This window comes from Methanomassiliicoccales archaeon LGM-DZ1 (assembly GCA_030168595.1).
Classification (GTDB): domain Archaea; phylum Thermoplasmatota; class Thermoplasmata; order Methanomassiliicoccales; family Methanomethylophilaceae; genus Methanomethylophilus.
Genome location: CP115556.1, coordinates 1,584,561 through 1,607,708, shown reverse-complemented (window position 1 = coordinate 1,607,708; position 23,148 = coordinate 1,584,561). Strand labels below are relative to the sequence as shown.

The following is a 23,148-nucleotide window of genomic DNA, read 5'->3' as shown; positions in this document are numbered from 1 at the left end:
GTTCAGGCCTTCTTGGCCTTAGCCTTCGCAGGCGTTTTCCTGGAGGACGGCCTGGCCTTCTTCTTGGGAGGTTCCGCCGCATCTTCCGCAGGATCCTGGGTCTTCGGTTCCTTCTTCGCTGCAGGCCTCTTCATGACCCTCGGCGAGAGGGGTGAGGGGACGCCGGGCCCCGGGTCCTCCTCCATCCTCTCCATGAGGATCTGGTTGATGTTCTCCGCCTGCTCCTTGGGCAGGAGCATGGTGGTGACCTCCATGAACGGGTGCTTGGAGCCCTCGATGATCTTCACGTCGTCCAGCGTGTGAAGGCCCCACCTCTCGGCAGTGGTCTCCAGTCCCAGCGGGATGTCGAGGTTGTTGGGCTCGAGGACGATGCATTTGAAGGTCTTCATGCCCAGGCGCTTAGCGGCCATCACGCGGTGGTGCCCGTCCACAACCAGATAGCCGTTGTGCCTCTTGATGACGATAAGGGGCTCGTTCAGGCCTCTCTTGATCTCGTACTGGCGGCCGACGAGCTCATCCATGTACACCTCTTTCTGGGTGGGGATCATCTGGTCGATGGGGATCTCCTCATTGTGGATCCTCATGGTGATGCCGTTCTGCTGCTCCATGAAGTTCTTAACGTTCATGACCTTCCCGGGGCGGGATTTCTCGATCTGGGACCTCACGATGTCGATGTTCGAGATGATGCCGACCAGGCGTTTCTCCTCGTCCACGACAGGGAGGTTCCGCAGCCCGTAGCGGAAGAGAACGCGGGTGGCATCGTCGATGCTCATCGAGGGTATGACGCAGAGGGTCCCGCGGGACATGACGGAGCGGAGCTTCGCCTTGGGAGTGTCCATGTAGCGGAGCAGCTCCTTGGCGGTGACATATCCCAGGAGATAGCCGTTCTCGACCACGGGGAAACCGTGGAAGTTCGAGTTGATGAGCCTGTCCTTCACTTCCTCAACGGTCATGTTCGGCGCGACGTACTGGACGTCGCGAACCATGTAATCGCCGACTGTCGCTGCCATGACAGATTGGTCATTGCCTTGGGGCTATATCGTTTTTCGCGGAGATCAGGCCCATGCGCTTTTGCGCTGGCGGATGAGGATCCAGATGAAGAGAGGTCCACCGACCATCGAGCTGATCACCCCTACAGGAAGCCCGTTCGGACCGGAAATCTTCGCCAGGGTATCTGCCAGTATGATGAAGGCGGCCCCGAAGGAGGCAGAGGCGGGCAGGAGATAGCGGTTGTTGGAACCGACGAAGATCCTGGCCACGTGTGGCCCCACGAGACCTATGAACCCGATCGTCCCGACGAAGCAGACGACCGAAGCGGTCAGGAGCGAAACGAGGATTAGAGTGACGATCCTGACGTTCCCTGCATTCTCCCCCAAGGTCTGGGCGCTGCGGTCCCCGGCATAGAGGACGTTGAGCTTTCCTGAGAACAGGTAGGTGAGGACCATCAGCACCGATGATACGGACGCGATGTACGGCAGATTGTCCCACGTGATCCTGGATAACGAGCCGACACGCCATGAATAGGCATCAGAAAGGTTCTCGGAAGGCGCGGTCACCAGGATTAACTGGCAAATGGAGCTGAACAGGAACATTACGGCGATCCCGGTGAGTATCATCATTGTCGGCGTCATCTTTCTGAAGAACCCCACGATGACGATGATGGCCGTCGGAACGAGCGACATGACGAAAGAATTTGCCACTAGTGCCAGATTGTCATCGACGAACGGCAATACGGAGAAACCGTCAACGAGGAACAGCACTGCGCCGAGGAAGGCGCCAGATGCGATCCCCATGGTGTACGGCTCGGCGAGCGGGTTCTTGAAATCGGTCTGCATGACCGCGCCCGCGACCGAAAGCGCGGCGCCCACGAAGATCGCCCCGATGGCGCGTGAAACCCTTCCTATGTACTCTCCCCAGATGTAATAGTCGCCGTCCGGATCGGCGATGTTGTCCGTCAGGTGCCCAATGAAGACCTCCCATGAGTGCACGAGGGAGATATCATAGACACCGAATCCCAGGGTCAGGAAGAACGATAGAATTGCCAGCAGTACCAGACCTGCCGTGAAGAGCACTTTACGGTGGCAGCTCCTGCCATATTCCTCCCTCAGGCTCAATAGATCGCCCCCGTCCTGCGCCCCTGGAACACGATCAGGAGGAAGAACACCGGGCTCCCGATGATGCTGAGTATCACGCCTACGGGGATGTCGGAAAGTTGGAACGCAAGATAATCGGAGAGCAGGAGCAGGAATGACCCCACAACGATAGAGACCGGTATCACGAACTTGTTGTCCGATCCGATGACCAATCTCACGATATGAGGAGATACCAGCCCGATGAACCCGAGGATGCCGGTGAAGGAGACGATGGCCGCTGTCATCACCGCCATCAGGGTCAGGCAGATGATGCGGAATTTATGGACATCTATCCCCAGGCTCTTGGCGCTGTTGTCGCCCAGCGACATCACGTTGAGTATGTTGGACAGCAGCAGGACGATGATGCTTCCCACGATGGTCACTGCCGCCATGACGTACGTTCCGTTCCAATCGATGCTGTCGAGCGAACCGACCTGCCACAGGTAGGCCGATTTCAGGGTATCGGCATCTGCGGTGACCATAACATAAGTGGTCAGGGAGTTGAAGAAATAGGAAACAGCAGTTCCCAGGAGGATGAGCGTCGCCGGGGTCATATTGATCCTCTGAGACAAGATGATCACGATGACCGCCGGAATCATGGCCCCGACGAATGCATTGGTCACGATGCCCATCTCTCCTTCCACGGTGGAGATGGATATCCCCGATATGATGGCCGCCACAGCACCGAAGGCAGCCCCAGATGATATGCCTGTGCTGTAGGGATCGGCAAGCGGATTGTTCATGATGGCCTGCATAAGGGCCCCGCATACAGCCAGCCCCCCGCCAGCCAGGATGGCTGCGCAGATGTGCGGCATGATCGTGTTCCAGATGAAACGATCCGCCCAGAAGTATCTCCTTTCGGTGATGTCCTCGCTGTGGACGTCATAGGTGGTGCCCATGAGGTGGTTCCAGATGATCTTGTATGTCTCGGAGATCGAGATCGAATCATATTCTGCCAGCGAGAACATCCCGATGAAAAGGATCATCGCGGCTATGCAGAACGCCAGAAGGAGGATGCGTCTAGCGATCTGGTGGCGGTATACGATCTTTATGTCCTCGCTTGATTCGATTGCAGAAATGCCCATGGAAATCTCAGAAGTTAAGATGGGAGGGGTGAACCCCTCCCTGTTTCAGATCAAGCAGACTTGGCTGCCTGATAGTCGCTGTAGCCAAAAACAGTCACGATGCTGTCCACTGTCTGATAAGCAGTGGTGCCGTCAGAATCGTACTGGAACGGCGCCAGATGCATATCGATGAAGTACTGCAGGGTTGAGTCCGCCCACTCCTTGGAGAACACGGTGCTGCTGTCGGAATCTCCGCTAAGAGTGTCTCCGTAAAGAGCGTAAGCCATGTATGCAACTTTGGCTCCTGCAGGCAGGAGGTTGTTCACATAGTACAGTTTCTCGAGGTACTTGGAGAAGTACTTTTCTGAGCTGACACCATTATTCGAGTGTGTCCAGGTGCTGACGATAGTATCATTGACATCTGTGCCGAAATCAATCGAACGGTTGTTTATCAGCTTGTCCACATCCGTATAGTTGGACAATGCCTCGGTACTGTCCATCTTCGTTGAGTTCTTTCCGGCATATTTGCTGGCGAAGTTCTTGTTGATGGTGTAGTAAGGAACACCTCCGGCAGTAGTAGCACTGGTGTTGAACGTCGAATCATTCTCACAGATGTAGATGTACATGTTCAGCGAGATATACGACTGCTTCTCGCTGTCGGACATGGTCGAGACCTTCTGCGCGATCGCATCGATGACATCGATAGTCTTCTGCGCATATTTCTCGCCGATCTCCGCATTATCTCCTCCGAAGAGGAAGGCCAAAGTGAGAGCAGAGTATGCATCGGCACTTACATCTGCCGATCCCCAGCTGAGCATGGGTATGCCTCCCTTGTCAAGATCGCTCTGGAACGTGTTGGTGATCGCCGAAATGCCGCTGAAGTCCACGACGAACGCACCGATGGTCTTCTCGCTCGCAAGTGTGGTAAACTGCTTCCAATCTGCAGGGGTGATCGACCTTGCCGCTGTGCCGAGCTGTTTCGCTCCCGATGAGGGAAGCGCCGATTCCGAATTCGCATAGGACAGTTTCCCGAAGTACCCAGCAGTGTGGTCGGCTGCTCCGACGTACATTGCAGGATAGATTATGTTGGTCCCGTAAAAGACGATGTTGTCAAGCGGGTATGTGATCTGGGTCATGGTCCTGGCCCCGGTCCTGTCGAGATTGTCCACGTAGACAGTGGTGCCGTCGGTCTTGGCGATCATGGCGTTGACCAGATCGAGGTCAGTGCTGTCCACTTTGCCGTCGTTATTGGCATCCGCATATGGATAATCGTCATAGGTCTTCGTTCCAGCGATGATGTCATTGATAATGGCAACGTCATCAACGTCGATGGTCAGGTCCTTGTTGGCGTTCCCGAGGACCTTCAGATAGATGTTGGCAGCCTCGGTGACCTGCCACTTGGCGGTCAGCGTGAAGCTCTCCGTCTCGGCTGTCGTGAATGAGTACTTCTCCCCGCTGTCGGTGTACCAGCCCAGGAATGTGTGCCCGCTGTACTCAGGAACATCGACGTAACTGCTGCTTCCGTGCTTATACAGAGGAACGTTGACAGTAGAGCCATCGGCGTAGGAAACCTTCGTGACTGCGTCTGATGCGCCGTTCTGAGCATCGAATGTCACGGTGAACCCATCGACAACCTTGGCATAGATGACAATATCGCCAGTGGTATCTGCTGTGATTCCTCCGAACTTGGTGGTGAACTCAGAGTCCGTGTACCAGCCGTCGAAATGCTTGTCGTCGCTGAGAATTGGATCGGAAAGAGTTACCTTGGCTCCCTCTCTGTACTTGGTCGGGTTGAGGGGACTGTTGGTGTATCCGTTCATATTGTAAGTGATGGTCGAATACGTGTCATCGCTGGAGTTGATGACGAGAGTCAGTTCTCCGGCAGTGAGATTGGCGGCGTCTCCCGAGAACAGGTTGATGAAGCTCTGGCTGATCTCGTTCGCCCAAGTCAGGGTGAAGATGTCCGAATAATCGGAGGAGCCGTATAGGGCGTATGCCGTCAGGGCTACTCTTACAGGCACAGGTACGCATCCGGACACCAGAATCTGGCTTCCTGATATGCCGTAGTTCTCCCAGAGGTTGAATGAGTCAGAATATGTCTTGTAGACAGATTGGGCGTAACTCAGACCGTCATCCGTCGATGTAGCATATCCGGCAACGGTCCTGAGATGGACGATGTAATCGAAACTGTAGTTCTGATAGATGTCTAGATGGTCAGGGCTGGGCTTGACGCTTGCAGAACTGCCGAAATCATATCCTTCAAGTGCGAATTTCGCTCCGGCCCTGACGATGACGTCGGTATAATCGGAACCGCCGCTGGATATATAGCCGCTCATCGAGGAGGCAACGGCAGAAACCTTGTCAGAATCAGAGATCCCGGAAACCTTGGAATCAATGCTCTCGAACGCCGCATCGTAAGCAGATACAACTTCGGCGGCCTTGCTGAGCGATTGAGTGAAGAAACCGAGTGTGAGGATTGAGTTGGTGTAAACGTCTTTATCGAGAGATGCCGCAGCGACCCTGATGACATCGACACCTGTTTTCTCATATTCGCTTTCATTAGTGATATAAGTGCGGTTCCAGTCAGTGATAACTGCAGTAACGCCGTAATCCTTGATGATCTTAGAAGACCCAGTGTACGCCGTTCCGCTGGATGTTGTTCCGTCCTCGATAGGGATTGAAGTCGACGAACTTCCGATCTTGGCAACCTTGGAGGTGTCCAGCAGGTTGTCTCCGAAGAGAGTGATGTCCATGGAGGCATAAGCACTCTTGGCACTGTAACTGTACGAAGCTCCATGAATGATGTCTGTCTTATCCAGCATGTAGACGAGCAGGGCATCGTTGCTAGAAGCGGTCATTATGGCTGAGGTCACCGGGAACTTGGTGGATACAAGCTCTGTGTCCATTGTCCCGTTGCCGTCGGTGTCATGATAGTTGACATTGAGGAGGGAGACCTGAGCATCCCCGTCTTTCCAGTCAACGACCGCTTTGATGATGTTCAGGTCGTCCTCATCGATGTCGCCGTCTCCGTCGGCATCGGCCATGGCCAGGTATCCCGAATCATCAATGAGCTTCTGTATGGCGTCGACATCATCTTGATCGATGTCGCCGTCTCCGTCGGCATTACCGAAAATCTTGAGTTTGGCATCATTCAGGTCGGAGACGGATACTGCGAGGGTGCTGTCGCCCCCGTTGTTGTCATCATGATCATCGTCTGATGATATGACAACGGCCGCCGCGGACACCGCTACGACGGCGATGACTCCGATGATGATGGCGTACAGTAACTTCTTTTCCATAGATATCACGCTGTTCCAGAATCCAATGAGACTGTTGGAGCTTACGTCCAAGTAACCATGAATCCCTTATAAATATATTGGAATAATCATCCAATATGCACAATGCCAGATGCTCAGAAGAGCGAGTTCTTACGCTGCCTGTATAGGAAGTACAGGAAGAGCGGGCTCCCTATGATGGCCGTGATCACTCCGACCGGGAGGCCACCAGGAAGCCATCTCACCAGCGTATCCCCGGCGATAATCATGAGGGCCCCCACGGCCGCCGACGCGGGTATGAGAAGACGGTTGTCGTTTCCCGTGAACAGCCTGGCAATATGAGGCGCGACCAGACCAACGAAACCGATGGTCCCGGTATAGCATACTGCGATGGCCACTGCCACCGAGATTGCCACGAAACAGAACACCCTGAACAGGACGGCATTAAGGCCGAGTCCATGTGCCTCATCATCCCCCGTGGCAAGAACATTCACCGACCTAGATACGAGTATAAACAGAAGTGCCAGCAACGCTGCGGCGATCAAGAGGATCGCCGTCTGGTCCCAATCGACACTCCCGACACTCCCGACGGTCCAATCGTAGATGGTCTTAAGGTCCTCCTCGGACGCATTGAAGCGCACAAAGGTGCTGAACGCCGAGAACAAGTACATCATCCCGATGCCGATCAGCACCATCATCATCGGCGTCATCTTCCTGAAGACCGATATGAAGAGGATCACCGATGCCGGCATCAGCGAGAACACGAAAGCGTTGATTATCTCCGCTGCATCCCCCGACGCGAAAGGCAGGATGCAGACATCGTAGACCATGGCGATGCTGTAACCCAGCAGGGCGGCCGACGATATCCCGATGGTATAGGGCTCGGTGAGAGGATTGTGCGTCACCGTCTGCATCACGGATCCGCCGACCGAGAGGATCACCCCGACGGCCGCGGCCGCGGCGATGCGGGAAGCGTTGCTGTAGACCACCACATAGTCCGTCAGCCAGGTGACGTAACTGTCATGATCTCCGACGACTCTCTCCGGCCTTCCGTTCTTCAGATGGTCTATGAACACGCTCCAGGCATCGGAGAAGGTCATGTCATAGGCGTTTATCCCGAGAGAATAGACTGCCACGATGATGCAGGCGGCGGCAACCGCCAGAGTCAGGAGCAGGCTCCGCCTTTTCGATGCTTTATAGATCCTTTTCGGATCCGGCATCGTTATCTCCAAATTCATATCGCCGCTCCCGCCATCTCACCACATCCCCTTCTTCGATCTCACGATCAGGAACATGAAGATCGGAGCGCCGACAAGAGAGGTGATGACGCCGGTAGGCGTCTCGCCGCCCCAATAGTTCGCCCTGCAGATGATGTCGCAGGACAGGAAGAACAGCGCCCCGAAGACCGCCGATGCAGGAAGGGCGAACCTGTTGTCCGAACCGATGACCATGCGCACGATATGAGGCACCACCAGGCCCACGAATCCGATTATCCCAGCGTAGCTGACAACTGTCGCGACCATGCATGACATGACGGCCAGGCAGACGATCCTCAGCAGGTTGACGTTCACCCCGAGGGCCTTGGCCTCGTTATCGCTCATGGCCATCAGATTGAGCTTCCTGGACAGGGGGATGAGAATCGCTGATCCGATCGCCGCCGTCAGGAACGTCGGCAGGATAGAATCCATGCGGATATCCGCAAGGTAGCCGACCTGCCAGCGGTAGACGGTCTGGAGATCGGCGGAATCCGAGGTCACCAGGATGAGGGTCGTCATAGCATTGAACAGGTAGGAAGTGGCCACTCCCGCCAGAATCAGGGATGCGGGGGACTCCTTGAAGAAAGGGGCCATCGCTACCATGACGATCACCGGGATCATCGAGAACACCATGGCGTTGATGACCACGCCGCCTCCGGTGGACCCGCCCCCGACGGAAAGGCCCAGGACCATAGCGACCGCCACACCGAACATCGCTCCTGAAGATACTCCGGTAGTGTACGCATCGGCGAGCGGGTTCTTCATCACACTCTGCATGACGGCGCCCGCCACCGCGAGAGAGGAACCGGCGATTATGCAGAACAGGGCGCGCGGGACACGGTACTCCCAGAGGATCCTGTCCGAGAACCATTCATCATTCTCCTGTATACGGTCGTATGTCCTGCCCGAAAGGTGATCCCAGAAGAGATTGAACACATCCCTCACGGAGAGGTCGAGCGTACCGTACATGAGAGAAACGAAGAACAGGCAGAAGATCGCGACAATGCAGACAGCGATGAATATGACCTTGCGGCCGGTATATCTGGCATATGCCTCCATCATCTCACAGCCGCCGGGTTCTCCGACTGCTCCGTCCGCAGGTCCATTGCCTTTCATGCTCAGAACACGGGCCCATAGATGTTCCGATTATTATAGTTGGCTGTATCATCCATTTGTGATATACTGTATGCTGCAAGTCCCGTTTTCCTTCGGAATTCCGTGTTTCGAAGCATAGGCAAGAACCGGTACTGGCCTCTGTATTCCAGGCCCGGCCCCTTCGATTCAGCAACCATTAAATAGCACATATCAATAGGTCATTTCAGCCGTCCCGGTAGTGTAGTGGCCTATCATGGGGCCCTGTCGAGGCCCCGACATGGATTCGAATTCCATCCGGGACGCCAATTATTCCATTCAGGCAGCGCCCGCCAACCACATTATCAGCCCCGTTTTGGTTAAACTTTGCGTAGCTTCCGCTGTGCGACCGCCTTCTGCAGGTGCTGTGCCTCAGCTCTCGTGCGGGCGGAATCTCCGCCGGGCCGCCATCTTATTCACGCCCATCCGCCCCTCCGGGACGGAGGACCTCACCGCGTATCCGGCTGTCCCTCGGCTTTGCGCCATCTTTTGCTTATTCCATTCAGGCAGCGCCCGCCAACCACATTATCAGCCCCGTTTTGGTTAAACTTTGCGTAGCTTCCGCTGTGCGACCGCCTTCTGCAGGTGCTGTGCCTCAGCTCTCGTGCGGGCGGGATCTCCGCCGGGCCGCCATCTTATTCACGCCCATCCGCCCCTCCGGGACGGAGGACCTCACCGCGTATCCGGCTGTCCCTCGGCTTTGCGCCATCTTTTGCTTCGGCCTGCCGCTGATGCGGCGGCCAAATGGTGCTCGGCGATTAAGGCCCCGGGATGCCCGCGCTCGGCGCCCGCATATCAGGGGTTCAGTCCGCCGCCGGATCCCCCTCCGCTTCCTCCGCCATCTCGGCGGAGCGTTCCAGGAGCTCCCTGTCGGTGCTGAAGGGCCTGCGGTTCCTCAGCACCGACCAGACCACGGTCACCAGCTTGCGCGCGGCCGCCACCTGGGCCTCCCGGTGGGAGACCCCCCTCGCCCTCAGCCTGTTGTAGAGGGCCGAGACCACCGAGTCCTCGGCGGTGCGGACGTGGACGATCGCCGACTGGCACAGCAGCCTGCGCATCTCTCTGTCGCCGCGGTGCGTGGTCGCGCACCGGTGCGAGGTCTCCGCCGATTCGCGCACCTTCGGCACCAGGCCGAAGTACGCCGCCAGCTGGGCCGACGACCCGAAGCGCTTCACGTCGATGATCATAGAGACCGCGTACGCGGCCGAGACCGCGCCGAACCCCGGGATGCTCATCACCAGATCGAAGTCGGTGATGTGCCCGAACGTCGCCCGGATCAGCCTGGCCTCCTCGTCGGTGCGGGCCTTTATCGACCTCGCCTCCGACACGAGGAGCCTCAGGCAGGTGTCCCTCGAGTCCCACATCTCCTTCATCGCCTTCTTCGAGAAGATGTCGGAGTAATCCTTGCTCAGCCTGATCCCGTGGAGGAGCATGTGCATCCTGGCCCGGCGCTTGAGGTCCGCCAGGTGCCTCTTCTCCGCGAGGACCGCGCGGCATATCTCGCGCCGTTCCATCCAGACCGGGGACGGCATCTTGCAGACGGCGAACTCGCGCTCGCCGTTCAGCCTCCGCCGCATGTACCCCGCGAGCTCGGCCGCATCGTTGGCGTCGGTCTTCTTCACGGACTTGGTGATCCGGTAGAGGTCCTGGGCCTGCGCCACGACCGTGTCGATCCCGAGGTTGGTCAGGACCCAGTAGGTCTCGTGCGTCTTCGTGGAGTTCTCGATGAGGACATGCGCCTCATGCCCGCGGAGCGCCTCCGCGATCCGCGCTATGTCCTCGGGCTCCGACGGCTGCGTGCCGTGGTCCCTGTTGAAGCGCCTCAGGAACTCCTCCTCTTCTTCGCTCGGCTTCCCCGGGCCCGCATGGACCGCGCAGCATACCGCGGTCTTCTTGTGCAGGTCCATCCCGATCGCTATCCTCAAGCTTTCCTTGCCTCCCTGCCGCAACCTTCCCCGGAGGCCTGCCGAGGCGCCAATCTTTATCTCAGGTCGGCGATATTCCTCTCGGCCTGCGGTTTTTTGTTGCAACTATGAATCAGCAGGTCGCTTTTTGAATGGGGCGGTCTTTTCCACTATACTCATCTGTCTGAGCGCTCTTTTCTGATTTCGCCTTGAGCATCCGGAACCGATTAGACCCTTAATGTGCCAGGCATCAGCTTCTGCGGACCGATCCGTGCAGGATAACGCTGTTCATCCCGGTCTTGGAATCCTTCGTGAGCTCCGCGTCGACACCGAACACCAGCCTCATGTTCTCCGGCGTCAGAACTTCCTCAGGGGTTCCGCAGCACATGACCTTATGATCTGCGATGAGCGCCGCCCTGTCGCAGTAGCGGGCGGCCATCGGCAGGTCGTGGGACACGATCACCACCGTCATGCCCTTCTCCCTCGACAGCCTGTGGACGAGATCGAGGACCTCGAACTGCATGTTGATGTCCAGGTGGTTCGTGGGCTCGTCCATCAGGAGGTACCTCGGGGTCTGGGCCAGGGCACGGGCGATGATCACCGTCTGGCGCTCGCCCCCGCTCATCTCGTTGATGTGCCTGTCCCGCATGTCCCAGATACCGACATCGCGCATCGCCCGGTCGATGATCTCCCCGTCCGACCGGCTCTCCCCCTCGAACTGCCTCTGGAACGGCATCCTACCCATGGCCACGATGTCCCTGACAGTGAATGAGAACCTGATCTCGTTCCCCTGCGGCACGGCGGCGATCTCCCTGGCTATGTCCTTCTTGGCCATGCCGGCGATGTCGTCGTCCCCGATCAGCACCCTCCCGGACTCGGGGGAGAGGTTCCTGTTCAGGTTCTTCAGCAGGGTGGTCTTCCCGCAACCGTTCGGCCCCAGGATCCCGAAGACCTCCCCTTCGCGGATGTCCAGGTCGGCACCGTCCAGGACTGGCTTCTCGCGGTACCTGAAATGCAGCCCCTCGGCGCGCAGGTCCCTCACCATCCCACCTCGTTCCTCCTGACCCTCAGCAGATAGATGAAGTACGGGGCGCCCACCAGCGCGGTGAGTATGCCTATGGGCAGCACCCCGTACTGCTCGGCGACGACGTGGGCCAGCCAATCGCAGAAGATCAGGAACGCTGCGCCTCCGAGGGCGCTTATGGGGATGAGGATCCTGTTGTCCGGGCCCAGGAGGATGCGGAAAATGTGCGGGATTATGAGCCCGACGAAACCGATGGAGCCGGCGAAGGCGACCGCGGAAGCGGTGACGAGCGTGGAGGCGACCAGCACGACCAGCCTGGTCCTCGCCACATCTATCCCCAGGTCCATGGCGTGGGAGTCGCCGATCATCATGGCATTGAGGTCCTTGGCGTAGGAGTAGATGATGATCATCCCGGCGGCCGCGGGGATAGCGACCGCCGCGGTCTCGCCAAAGTCCGCGCGGGACAGGCTGCCCATGGTCCAGAACACGATGTCCTCCATCTTGTCGCCCGATATGAACGTGAGGAACGAGACGACGGCTGACATCAGGGAGGAGACGGCGATCCCGGTCAGGATCAGCGTCTCCGTATGGGTGACCCCTCCGATCCTCGACACCCCGTAGACCAGGAACATGGTCAGGAGGCAGAAAACGAAGGCGAGGACGGGGGTGCTGACGACCGCAGGGATGAACGGTACCGCGAAGAGTATGCCCAAAGCGGCCCCCAGGGAGGCCCCGGAGGAAAGACCCAGTATGTACGGCGAGGCCATCGGGTTGCGGAACATGGCCTGCATTGCCGCGCCTGCGACCGCGAGGCCGGAGCCCACCACCGCTCCGATGCATACGCGTTCGGCGTTCATCGGGACGATTAAGCTGTCGGCCCAGGTCCCGTTCCCGCAGATGACGTCCCATACCCTCCTGAAGGGTATCGGGTCCGGAGCATACGACAGGTCCAGGAACACCGCCAGCACCAGCAGGGCCGCCAGGACGGCGGCGCATGCCAGCGCCTTGGTGCGCCTTCCCCATTCCTCGGCCAAGGGGATGCCTCAGTGCCTGGAGCGGAGCCAGAGGACGGCCCCCACCAGGACTATGGCGGCGGCAGCGGCGCCGGCGTAGACTGCAGCGCCGATCCCGCTGCCGCTGCTGCCGTCTTCGAAATCCGAGCTGCTGTAGACCTTCACATCGCTCTCAGAGTAGATGTCCGGATGGAGCGCGGTCGCGAACGCCTTCAGGCCGTCGGCGAACTGCGGGTCGTAGTTGTTCCACTCCTGCTCGCAGACGAAGATGGTATGGCTTCCGATCGATCCGCCCATGAACTCCTCCACGAACTTCTCCGCCGACCCTTCGTAATTGCGGACATAGCCGCTGTCGAGGACGATCACGCAGTCCGGATACGACGAAAGGCACTGGATGATGAAGTTCTCGTTGTAGTAGGTGCCTGAGGTCGAGTCGGAAGTGTACCCCGCATTGTTCCCGGCGGCGGTCTCGCCCAGGGTGACGGCGAGTCCGGACTGCTTGGCGCCCCAGCCGTTGCTGCTGCTGTACCAGAGGTAAATGAAGTCCTTCTTCTCGGCGCCGCTCAGGGCAGCTGTCACTTCTTCTTCCGTCTGGGTCATGCTGTCCGCAAGCCCCTCGGACGATCCGAGCGCCTTCTCGATGTCGGAGACGCACGAGACCACCTGGTCGTAGCTCTCGATGCTGCCGTAGAACAGGATGTGCGTGAAGCCTGCCTCGGTAAGCTTGTTCCTGAGGTTCAGCGAATTATCGATGTACGTGGTCAGGATGACCGTCGTGTTCTCCTTGTCCAGGTACCCTTTCTCCGCCGCCTGCACCAGGGTCGTGTATATCTGGTCGATGTTCCCGGAATTGTACAGGGACGGAAGCCGCTGGACCTTCTCGTTCCCGTCCTCTGCGAGGGCGTTGTTGGCATAGGGGCCGGCGGCGTAGATCTTGGAGTACATCCCTGCCTGGTCCACGGTCTTGCCGACGGCATAGCCGAATATGACGGCCTTGTCGTCCGGCCCGTCATACGATACTGTGTATTCGGTGCCTTTGAGGGTGTACGTTATCTCGAACCCGGAGCTCTCTGTTCCGTCCGAGGTATCCGCGGAAGAACCGTCCGCCGCCATAACGGAAAATGCCGGGACAGCGAGAACGGCCGCCAGCACCAATACCAGGAATCTGCTTTTCATCACGGGATTACATACGGAATCCGATATAAATGTTACATTATAAAAATTAATTATGCATAAAATGTGCATTCTTAATTAAACTGATAATAATAGAACGGCAATGGAACACAGACGCGCGGAAACCGGGAACGGGCCCCTGAAAGGAGGCGAGCACAGGGGCCCGAACGCCTCACGGCCTTTAGTAATACGTTTCTTCCTGCAGATGTTATCTGTATATTGTGTATAAATAATATTCCGTTCGTGTTACTGATGTACCGATTCGGACATGAACAGGAAACTTTAAAGAAGGAACGGGGATGGGATATCCATGCGTTGGATGCTCAGGAGCAAGATCCACAGGGCCACCGTCACGGAGGCCAGGCTCGATTACGAGGGGAGCATCACCATCGACGCCGACCTCATCGACCGCAGCGGCATGCTGGTAGGGGAGAGGGTCACCGTCGCCGTCGTCGAGACAGGCGCCCGCTTCGAGACCTACATCCTCCCGGGGGAGAGGGGTTCCGGCATCATCGCCCTCAACGGCGCGGCCGCCAGGCTGGCCTCCGTCGGCGACAAGGTCATCATCATGGGATACGAGCTCACCGACAGCCCGATCTCCGCCAAAGTCATCCTCGTCGACTCGCACAACAGGATCGCCAAAGAGCTGACCTACCGATGCCGAAGGTATGCTCCTATTCTGACGGCGGGTCCCGCGGCAACCCGGGGAAATCCGCCTATGCCATCGTCATAACCGTCGACGGGAAGGTCGTGCACGAGCACGCTGAGTTCCTGGGCGTGCACACCAACAACTATGCAGAATACCGCGGGCTCATCGCCGGGATCTCCAAATGCCTGGAGCTCGGGTTCGATGATGTCGAGTTCGTGATGGATTCCCAGCTGGTCATCCGCCAGATGACCGGGCAGTACGCCGTCAAATCCCCCGATATGAAGGCCCTCCACGACGACGCCCAGAACCTGGTCTCGCTCATCCCGCACCACACGTTCACCAACGTCCGCCGCTCCGAGCGCATGATTCCCCGCGCGGACGCCCTCCTGAACGCCGAGATGGACAGGCATCGAATCCAACGACGGTTCCGGTTATTTTACCGAAAGCAGTAGGGGGGATCCATGTTGGACATTCCCCTGCAGTCCGGATCGGGCGACCCCCTCATCCGCGGCCGTTTCTCCAAAGCTCTCGAGCTCTCCTCATCATCCCCGGGGGACCCGGAGATCGTGGCCCTCCTCGAGGCCAACATCTCCGCCGGGGACCCTGCGTCGATGGTCCTCCTGGGGGACATATTCGCCGACGGCAGCGCCGAGCAGAGGACGAGGTCGATCGAGCTCTTCGGGGAGGCGTCCCGCCTGGGCGATGCCTCCGGCACCCGCAACCTCGCCTACTGCCACGCCATCGGGCTGAACACCTCCAAGGACAAGCCCGAGGCCGCCAGGCTGTACATCTCCGCCGGGGAGATGGGGAACGCCCGGGCCATGTGCAACATCGGGGTGATGTACGACTACGGGAACGGCGTCATCCAGGACCGGACCGCGGCCTTCGCCTGGTACGTGAGGTCCGCCCAGGCCGGGAACAGGCGCGGGATGACCAACCTCGGGGAGTTCTACATGCTCGGCAAGGGCACGGACAGGAACCTGAAGCTCGCCGCCGTCTGGCTGGAGAAATCCGGCAGCCCCCGGGCCCTGTACCGCCTGGCGGAGATCTTCCTGGACACCGAGGCCAAGGACAAGAAGAAGGGCACAGCGTATCTGGAGGCCTCGGCCAAAGCGGGATACACGAAAGCTCAGGCCAGGTATGCCCGCATGATCGAGGAGACGGACCGCGAGACCGCGGTCAGGCTGTACACCGAGGCCGCCTCCAAAGGCAACGCGGACGCCGCGGTCAGGCTCTCCGAGCTCGGGCTCCCGGTCCCCGACCTGAAGATGAGGCGGAAGAAGAAGGCCGATTGAGCCCCGTCGCTCTTCCGAGGCCGATAGGCGCTCTATGAAGGAATCCAGCGATTCCACGTCCTTTATGTAGTGGCGGGAGAGGGCCGCCAGGTCCGCGCGGACGTCGGTATCCGCATCCGGCCCCAGGAGGTCCCTGAGATCGGACGCCAGCGAACCGCCGCGCCTGTCCCAGTCCGTCAGGATTACTGCCTTCCCCCCGTGCTCCTGCACGTACTGCGCGGCGGCGGCCGGGCCTCCCGACGACTGTATCTGGAACATGTCCCCGTGAATGCCCACGGCGTTGAGGGCGCGCCTGTCCTTCAGGCCCTCGATGAGCAGCACGTGGTCCGCGGACAGGGCCTTCAGCCTATCCAGGACCTCGTTCACCTTCTGCAGCCTGACGGCATCGGACATCACATCGTCGTCTGCTCTCATTCTGTTCATGCCCGTTCACCGGCGATCCGCGGATCCCCGCTATGGGTATGGCCGCGTCCGTATATCGGCATGCCGTTCCCGGAAGGCAGCGGAGACCTCACTCGGATTTCCTGAGGGCGAACATCCCGAGGAGGTAGAACGCGACGGCGTAGGCGATCAGGACTGCCAGCGATATCCAGGGGAAATCGAGGCCGAGCGCGCAGGCCCTGAGGCACTCGGAGGTGTGGGTCAGCGGGAGGCACCAGATTATGTCCGCGGCGGTGTCCGGGAGGGAATCGATGCTGAACATCGTGCCGCACAGGAAGGTCATCGGCAGGATGACGAAGCTGTTGAACAGGTTCATCGACGGCAGGTCCGGGATGATCATCCCGGCGGCGACGCCGAGGAGCGAGAACGTCATGCAGGAGAGGAGCATGCAGCCTATCAGGCCGGCGGTGATGTGCATGTCCCCGCTCAGGCAGGACCCGAGGACCAGCATGATGCTCCCGCAGAGCGCGGACTTCACGATACCCAGGACGGATTTCCCGAGCACCAGCGATGTCTTGGTTATGGGGCAGAGGAGCATCTCGTCGAAGCTCTCGTAGAACCGCTTCTGGATCATCAGCTTGTTCGACACCGTCGTGAACGACGAGGTCACAGTGGTAAGGGCCACGACACCGGGCACCATGTAGGCGATGTACTCGAAGGTCTTCCCGTCCGCGTCCATTGTTATGCCGTTCCCCAGTCCGTACCCGAACGCCACCAGGTACAGCAGCGGAGTGACTATGGAGGTGGCCAGCAGGACGAGGATGTTCCGCCTGAGATAGTACATGTCCGGAAGCGCAACGCGGAATATGTCGCCGATCAGGGTCATATGCGCAGCGCCTTCTCTATGACTTTCATGTTGTCCCTCCCGGTGTCCTCGAGGAACACATCCTCAAGATGCGTTCCCCTGATGACTGGGTTCCTGCTCTCCTGCTCCCCGAAGAAATCCTTGGCCTCCTCTCTGGAGGAGAAGAACCTGTACTCCCTCCTGCCACTGTCCCCGTCGTACTCGACGGTGAACCTGCCGAGGCGGTCGCAGAGCTCCTTCGGGGTCCCGGTCTCCATGATGCGCCCTTTCCTGATGATGCTCACGCGATCGCACAGGGACTCGGCCTCGTCCATGTAATGGGTGGTCACGAACACCGTCACCCCGGCGCGGTTGAGCATCTGGATCATGTCCCAGAGCATGTGCCGGGACTGCGTGTCGAGCCCGGCCGTGGGCTCGTCGAGGAACAGGATCTTCGGGGAATGCATGAGCGCGCCGATGATGGCGGCCTTCCTCTTCCATCCGCCCGATAGGTCGGAGATCTTCTTGTCGAGGTACGGAGTCATGCCGATCATGTCCGAGAGCTCCTCCAGGCGGGGGCCGATGTCCTTCCGGGGCATCTTGTGGAGCACTGCCCTGGAGACGATGTTCTCGCGGACCGTGAGGTCCTTGTCCAGCGCGATATGCTGCTGGACGACGCCGATCTCCGAGCGGATCGCCCTCGGGTCCTCCGCCGTGCTGATCCCCTCGATCGACAGCTCCCCCTCGGCGGGCCTCATCATGGTCGTGAGGACCTTGACGGTGGTCGTCTTCCCAGCGCCGTTCGGGCCCAGGAATCCGAAGATCTCCCCGCGGCGGACTGATATATCGATGTGATCCACTGCGGTGAAGTCCCCGAACCTGACGGTTATCCCGCGGGCGTCTATGGCATTGCATCCGCTGTCTGGCACTTGCTCGCCGTCCGGGAGTGCAGAGGCAGAACGCCGTTCAGCGCCCCATGGTGTACATCATGGCGTTGATGATGGCCGCCCCGATGTTGGAGCCGCCCTTCCTGCCCTTGGCGACGATGTAGGGGACATCGTCGGTCATGATCAGCTCCTTGGCCTCGACGACGTTCACGAAGCCGACGGGGACGCCGACGATGAGGGCCGGCTTCAGGCCTTCCTCGTTGATGAGCCTGTGCAGCTCGATGAGGGCGGTCGGCGCGTTCCCGATGACGAAGATGGTGGGCTTGCCGAGCTTGGCCCCCTTCTCCATGCAGACGGTGGAGCGGGTGCATCCCCTGGCCTTCGCCTCCTCGATGACATCCGGGTCGGATATGAAGCAGTGGACGGTCCCGCCGAAGGCGGAGAGGCGGTTCTTGTTGATGCCGGAGTACGCCATCTTGGTGTCGGTGACGATGTCCGCTCCGTTCTTCAGCGCCTCGACGCCGATCTTCGCCGCATCCTTGCTGAAGCAGAGGTTGTCGGCGTAGTCGAAGTCGGCGGATGTGTGTATGCACCTCTTGACGATGGAGAACTCGGGCTCGGGCCAGGTGCGCCCGTTGAGCTCCTTGGTTATGGTCTCCATGCTCTTGGCCTCGATCTCGCGGGGCGTCATTATCTCGAATGTCATTCTTCTCTCTCCTTATATCATTGAAACGGTTTCTCAGAACCTCTTCCCGCGGTATCCGCGGGGAGTGATCATCAGCCCGTCCCTGACGTACGTCTGGGAGTTCCCGATGACGACGGTGCAGAACATGTCCACATCGGCGTCCTTCAGCTTCCCGAGCACCGTCAGGGTCTTGGACTGGTCCTTCCTGCCGGCGTCCCTCACGATGCCCACGGGAGTCTCGGGGGAACGGTATTTCAGCAGGATGTCGGCCGCCTGTCCCAGGTACTCGGTCCTGCTGCGGCTCTTGGGATTGTACAGCGCGATGACGAAATCCGCCTTTCCGGCCGCATCTACCCTGTCCATGATCTTCTCTATGGGGGTCATGAGATCGGACAGGCTGATGAGGGCGGTGTCGTGCATCAGGGGCGCGCCCAGGACGGAAGCGCTCGATGAGGCGGCGGTCACGCCGGGGACGGATTCGATCTCGATCCCGGCCTTCATCTCCTCGGCGAGCTCGTAGACCAGCCCGGTCATGCCGTAGATGCCGGAGTCGCCGGAGCTGACGATGGCCACCTTCTTCCCGGACGCGGCGTCCTCGATGGCGGACCGGCAGCGGTCGACCTCCTTCATCATGCCGGTGGCCTTGTACGTCTTATCGGGGAAGAACTCCTTCAGGAGATCGACGTACGTGATGTACCCGGTGACGATGTCCGCGTCCTCGATGGCATGGACGGCGCGCAGGGTCATGTCCTCTTTGCCGCCCGGGCCGAAGCCGACGACGGTGAGCTTCCCGGCCATCTCAGTCGGTCCCCTTGCGGTAGCCGGTGGTGAAATGGCTGTCGTAGAGCTTGGAGAGCTCGAACTTGTCCCCGAGGAACCCGCCGACCATGGTCATGGCGGTCTTCTCGATCTTGTTCTCCTTCACCTTCTCGGCCATGTCCGACACGGTGCCGTAGAGGATCTTCTGCTCCGGCCAGCTGGCCTTGTAGACGACCGCCATGGGGCAGTCTGGGGCGTATCCTGCCTCGAGCAGCGTCTTGGTTAGCTCGTCCATGAAGCCCACAGAGAGGAAGATGCACATGGAGGCGTGGTGCCTGGCGAGGTCCTTCAGCTTCTCGCCGTCCGGCATGGGGGTCCTGCCCTCCATCCTCGTGATTATGACCGTCTGGGACACCGACGGGAGGGTGAACTCCTTCTTCACGGCCGCGGCCGAGGCGCAGAACGAGGAGACTCCGGGGATGACGTCGTACTCTATCCCTTCGGCGTCGAGCCTGACCATCTGCTCGCGGATGGCCCCGTAGATCGAGGGGTCCCCGGTGTGGACCCTGACGACCTTCTTCCCGGCCTTGGCCGCCGGGATCATCACGTCCATGACCTCGTCGAGGTTCATGTAGGCGCTGTCGTGGACCTCGGCATCCTTCTTCCTCCCGGCGAGGACCGCGGGGTTGACGAGGGAGCCGGCGTAGATGATGACGTCCGCCTGGTCGATCAGTTTCTTTCCTTTTATCGTGATGAGCTCAGGGTCTCCGGGACCGGCTCCGATGAAATGCACTTTCTCCATTTTACTCGCCTTTCTTGATGAGAACGGTCGTGAAATAACCGTAAGAACGTTCGGGATCGAGGGGTCCGATATACTCGTCGGCCATGCCGATATTGCTCATGACCGTCGCCCGGTCCAGGGGGATGCTGCGGGAGCGCATCATCGCCGCGATGTCTGAGATGGACGAGAACGCCTTCATGAGGACGATATTGTCCGAGGAATCCAGCGCCTTCTCCGCCTTGGCGAGGTTGTGCTTGGCCATCGAGACGACGGCGAGGCTCTCCTCTCCGATCATGAGGGGCAGGCGCGCGAGGGCGGCCCCGTGGCAGAACGACGGTATGCCGGGGATGACCTCGGTCTCGTAACCGCGCTCCCGGATCTCCCTGTCAATGTACATGTAAGTGCTGTAGACCGCCACGTCGCCGAGGGTGACCATCGCGATGTCCCTGCCTTCGTCGAGCATCTGGCACATCTTGGCCATGGCCTCTGCCCTGCACTTCTTCCTGACCTCGTCGTCAGGATCCATGCTGAAGAGCAGTTCGGCGATCTCCTTGCCGCTGATGTCCACGCGCTGCTTGATGATGTTCAGCGCGACGCCTTCCTCGCCGAGCTTCCTGACTGGATAGGCGATAACGCTGCACTTTTCCAGAACATCCTTCGCCCTGAGGGTCATGAGGTCCGGGTCTCCCGGCCCCACGCCCACTCCGTAGAGCTTGCCTCTCATTACTCATTCTCCTATATCGTCGGTAAAGGGTTTCGATGCCTCGGCCGGTATCAGTCGCTGTCCGAACCGTCAGCGGCCACCTGGCTGCCTGCCGCACCCGCATCCCCCGTGCCCTTCTTGGACCTTATGGCGCGGTTCATGGCCGGATACGGGGTATCGCCGCTCTCGATGAGGTCGTCCATCGGCAGCGCGTCCTTCAGGATCACATGCGGGCGCCCGTCGTCATCGACGATGCGGGACTTCACTCCGTACACCGCCTCGAGGTTGGGCTCGGTGATAACCTCATTGGGAGTGCCGGCGGCGTAGATCGCCCCGTCCCTGAGCATGATGATCTCGTCGGAGAACTTCGCCGCAATGCTGATGTCGTGGCTGATCATGATGACCAGGATCCCCTTCTCATCGGACAGCCTCTTCAGCATCTTCGTAACGTCGAGCTGGTGCCTGATGTCCAGGTTCGACGTCGGCTCGTCCAGCAGGAGCACCTTGGGCTCCTGGACCAGCCCGCGCGCCAGCATGACCTTCTGATGCTGGCCGGCGGAGAGCTCGTTGAAGTTCCTCATGGCGAGATGGGAGATGCCGAGCATCTTGAGAGTGTCGTACACTATGTCCAGGTCCTTGTCCAGGGACCCCCATTTGCTGTGGGGGTGCCTTCCCATGAGGACGGTGTCGACGACCGTGAGGGGGAACGTGTCGTTGGCGGAATAGGGGACATAGCCCACCTGCTTGGCCATCTCCTTTATCGTGATGTCCTTGACATCCTTGCCGTCGAGCATCACCGTCCCGCCGGTCGGGGACAGGATCTTGTTGATGCAGTGGATCAGGGTGGATTTCCCGACGCCGTTCGGGCCCAGAATCGATACGAACTTCGGCCCGGTCAGATCGAGAGTGATGTCCTTCAGCACCGGGGTGCTGGAATACGAGAATGTCAGTCCGTCGATTTTGATCTCCGCGGGAACCCCTCCAATGGAACATATATCCAATTAACACCGTCAACGCAGATTCCGTATTAATGATTGACGAACCTGCATGATGCATAGGCGATGCTTTTTTTCTCTATATGATAGCGAACTCTGCAACTCATTATCGTTGCATGATCTGAAAGAAAAGGCATCGATCCGTATCAGGCCCGCATCTCTGATGACGGCAGCACCGCGGCTTGGCGACTGAATCCGATATATAGGTAGGATGTATAATCCAATCAGAATCGCGATATCGGAAGTGTGACTTTTGGATGACTGCATAATCGAGGTCGACGGCCTCGTGAAGAAATACGGCGGCAAGACCGCCATAGACGGCATCAGCATGCGCGTCAGGCGCGGGGAGATGTACGCCTTCCTCGGGCCCAACGGAGCGGGGAAGACCACCACCGTGCGCGTGCTGAGCACCCTGACAGGGTTCGATTCGGGGACTGTGAAGATAGACGGGCACGACATCGTGAAGGAGCCGCGGGAGGCCAAGGCGGCCATCGGCGTGATCCAGCAGCACATCTCGCTGGACAAGGACCTGACCGTCTGGGAGAACATGATGTCCCACGCGCTGTACCAGCAGATGCCCAAGGCGGACCGCGAGCGCCGCATCAAGGAGCTCGCCGAGTACATAGGGCTGAGGGAGTACTACGACTACAAGGTCGACGACCTGTCCGGCGGGTGGAAGAAGAGGGTGGCCATCATCTGCGCCCTGGTCCACAGTCCCAAGCTGCTGTTCCTGGACGAGCCCACCGTCGGGCTCGACATCCAGGCCAGGAGAGGCCTCTGGGACCTCCTGAGGAGGCTGAACGAGGACGGGATGACCATATTCCTGACCACCCATTACATAGAGGAGGCCGAGTCCCTGTGCACCAGGGTGGGCTTCATAGACAGGGGGAGGATCATCGCGGAGGGTACCCCGGAGGAGCTGGCCCGCAGGATCGGTACCGCCACTGTGGAATACTTCGGCCCCGACAAGAAGACCCAGTACCGCTACTTCGGGAGCAGGGAGGAAGCGGACGCCTTCTCCAAGACCCTCGGCACCGAGTTCACCGTCACCGTCAGGAGGACCAACCTGGAGGATGCCTTCGTGGAGATGACCGGGAACAAGATCGGGGATAACGGATTCCTTCTGAAGAAGCACGGCGACGGGGATGCCAAGGCCGGCAAAGGAGGGATGTGAACGTCGTTCTTCTCCGAGGTCTA

The 23,148-nt window shown here is 59.3% G+C and carries 21 protein-coding genes and 1 tRNA gene; 5 read left to right on the top strand and 17 right to left on the bottom strand.

Annotated features, from left to right (window positions below; translation table 11 throughout):
• Positions 1 to 2: 2 nt before the first annotated feature.
• The 6 genes from O8W32_08005 to O8W32_07980 form a co-directional block, all read right to left on the bottom strand.
• Positions 3 to 1,010: a CBS domain-containing protein gene (locus O8W32_08005; protein WII09105.1), complete on the bottom strand. Its 1,008-nt coding sequence runs from the start codon at positions 1,008 to 1,010 to the stop codon at positions 3 to 5.
• Positions 1,011 to 1,055: 45 nt separating this feature from the next.
• The gene (locus tag O8W32_08000) at positions 1,056 to 2,114 is read right to left on the bottom strand and encodes an iron ABC transporter permease (GenBank protein ID WII09104.1); all 1,059 of its coding nucleotides are present in this window, start codon (positions 2,112 to 2,114) and stop codon (positions 1,056 to 1,058) included.
• On the bottom strand, positions 2,111 to 3,217 hold the full coding sequence (locus O8W32_07995) for an iron ABC transporter permease (GenBank protein ID WII09103.1): 1,107 nt from the start codon (positions 3,215 to 3,217) through the stop codon (positions 2,111 to 2,113). The genes O8W32_08000 and O8W32_07995 overlap by 4 nt, the downstream gene beginning before the upstream one ends.
• 50 nt (positions 3,218 to 3,267) lie before the next feature.
• A complete protein-coding gene (locus tag O8W32_07990) occupies positions 3,268 to 6,495 on the bottom strand; it encodes an InlB B-repeat-containing protein (GenBank protein WII09102.1) in 3,228 nt (1,075 codons plus the stop codon).
• Positions 6,496 to 6,608: 113 nt separating this feature from the next.
• Positions 6,609 to 7,691, bottom strand: coding sequence for an iron ABC transporter permease (locus tag O8W32_07985; protein ID WII09101.1), 1,083 nt, complete (start codon positions 7,689 to 7,691; stop codon positions 6,609 to 6,611).
• A gap of 36 nt (positions 7,692 to 7,727) precedes the next feature.
• Entirely contained in the window at positions 7,728 to 8,843 is a 1,116-nt protein-coding gene (locus tag O8W32_07980; GenBank protein WII09100.1) for an iron ABC transporter permease, read from the bottom strand.
• A 208-nt stretch (positions 8,844 to 9,051) separates the two neighbouring features.
• Between O8W32_07980 and O8W32_07975 the strand changes: the two genes are divergently transcribed.
• Positions 9,052 to 9,127: transfer RNA gene (locus O8W32_07975), tRNA-Asp, on the top strand.
• 534 nt (positions 9,128 to 9,661) lie between these two features.
• Here O8W32_07975 and O8W32_07970 read toward each other — a convergent pair.
• The 4 genes from O8W32_07970 to O8W32_07955 all read right to left on the bottom strand — a co-directional run bounded on the left by O8W32_07970 (position 9,662) and on the right by O8W32_07955 (position 13,975).
• Positions 9,662 to 10,783, bottom strand: coding sequence for an IS110 family transposase (locus tag O8W32_07970; GenBank protein WII09099.1), 1,122 nt, complete (start codon positions 10,781 to 10,783; stop codon positions 9,662 to 9,664).
• A gap of 229 nt (positions 10,784 to 11,012) precedes the next feature.
• Positions 11,013 to 11,807 (bottom strand): ABC transporter ATP-binding protein, encoded by a 795-nt coding sequence (locus O8W32_07965; protein ID WII09098.1) that lies wholly within the window; start codon positions 11,805 to 11,807, stop codon positions 11,013 to 11,015.
• Positions 11,801 to 12,820 carry an iron ABC transporter permease gene (locus O8W32_07960; GenBank protein ID WII09097.1) on the bottom strand — a complete coding sequence of 340 codons (1,020 nt, stop codon included), beginning with the start codon at positions 12,818 to 12,820 and terminating at the stop codon, positions 11,801 to 11,803. The genes O8W32_07965 and O8W32_07960 overlap by 7 nt, the downstream gene beginning before the upstream one ends.
• 9 nt (positions 12,821 to 12,829) lie before the next feature.
• Positions 12,830 to 13,975 (bottom strand): hypothetical protein, encoded by a 1,146-nt coding sequence (locus O8W32_07955; protein WII09096.1) that lies wholly within the window; start codon positions 13,973 to 13,975, stop codon positions 12,830 to 12,832.
• Between the two features lie 307 nt (positions 13,976 to 14,282).
• Between O8W32_07955 and O8W32_07950 the strand changes: the two genes are divergently transcribed.
• Genes O8W32_07950 through O8W32_07940 form a run of 3 tightly spaced genes read left to right on the top strand, consistent with a single transcriptional unit; the run spans position 14,283 to position 15,916 of the window.
• Complete coding sequence (locus O8W32_07950; protein ID WII09095.1) at positions 14,283 to 14,705, top strand: aspartate 1-decarboxylase; 423 nt, start codon at positions 14,283 to 14,285, stop codon at positions 14,703 to 14,705.
• A complete protein-coding gene (locus tag O8W32_07945) occupies positions 14,630 to 15,073 on the top strand; it encodes a ribonuclease HI family protein (GenBank protein WII09094.1) in 444 nt (147 codons plus the stop codon). The genes O8W32_07950 and O8W32_07945 overlap by 76 nt, the downstream gene beginning before the upstream one ends.
• 9 nt (positions 15,074 to 15,082) lie before the next feature.
• Positions 15,083 to 15,916 carry a tetratricopeptide repeat protein gene (locus O8W32_07940; protein ID WII09093.1) on the top strand — a complete coding sequence of 278 codons (834 nt, stop codon included), beginning with the start codon at positions 15,083 to 15,085 and terminating at the stop codon, positions 15,914 to 15,916.
• Positions 15,917 to 16,427: 511 nt separating this feature from the next.
• Here the strand turns inward: O8W32_07940 and O8W32_07935 are convergent.
• Genes O8W32_07935 through O8W32_07905 form a run of 7 tightly spaced genes read right to left on the bottom strand, consistent with a single transcriptional unit; the run spans position 16,428 to position 21,957 of the window.
• The gene (locus tag O8W32_07935; GenBank protein ID WII09092.1) at positions 16,428 to 17,183 is read right to left on the bottom strand and encodes an ABC transporter permease; all 756 of its coding nucleotides are present in this window, start codon (positions 17,181 to 17,183) and stop codon (positions 16,428 to 16,430) included.
• Positions 17,180 to 18,070: an ABC transporter ATP-binding protein gene (locus O8W32_07930; GenBank protein WII09091.1), complete on the bottom strand. Its 891-nt coding sequence runs from the start codon at positions 18,068 to 18,070 to the stop codon at positions 17,180 to 17,182. Before O8W32_07930 ends, O8W32_07935 begins: the two co-directional genes overlap by 4 nt.
• 37 nt (positions 18,071 to 18,107) lie before the next feature.
• On the bottom strand, positions 18,108 to 18,734 hold the full coding sequence (locus tag O8W32_07925) for a precorrin-8X methylmutase (GenBank protein ID WII09090.1): 627 nt from the start codon (positions 18,732 to 18,734) through the stop codon (positions 18,108 to 18,110).
• Between the two features lie 33 nt (positions 18,735 to 18,767).
• Complete coding sequence (gene cobJ, locus O8W32_07920) at positions 18,768 to 19,511, bottom strand: precorrin-3B C(17)-methyltransferase (GenBank protein ID WII09089.1); 744 nt, start codon at positions 19,509 to 19,511, stop codon at positions 18,768 to 18,770.
• Position 19,512: 1 nt separating this feature from the next.
• Positions 19,513 to 20,274: a precorrin-4 C(11)-methyltransferase gene (gene cobM / locus O8W32_07915; GenBank protein ID WII09088.1), complete on the bottom strand. Its 762-nt coding sequence runs from the start codon at positions 20,272 to 20,274 to the stop codon at positions 19,513 to 19,515.
• Position 20,275: 1 nt separating this feature from the next.
• Entirely contained in the window at positions 20,276 to 20,977 is a 702-nt protein-coding gene (gene cobI / locus O8W32_07910) for a precorrin-2 C(20)-methyltransferase (protein WII09087.1), read from the bottom strand.
• Positions 20,978 to 21,027: 50 nt separating this feature from the next.
• On the bottom strand, positions 21,028 to 21,957 hold the full coding sequence (locus O8W32_07905; protein ID WII09086.1) for an ABC transporter ATP-binding protein: 930 nt from the start codon (positions 21,955 to 21,957) through the stop codon (positions 21,028 to 21,030).
• A gap of 247 nt (positions 21,958 to 22,204) precedes the next feature.
• On the opposite strand from O8W32_07905, the gene O8W32_07900 reads away from it, so the two are divergent.
• The gene (locus O8W32_07900; protein WII09085.1) at positions 22,205 to 23,125 is read left to right on the top strand and encodes an ABC transporter ATP-binding protein; all 921 of its coding nucleotides are present in this window, start codon (positions 22,205 to 22,207) and stop codon (positions 23,123 to 23,125) included.
• Positions 23,126 to 23,148 lie beyond the last annotated feature (23 nt).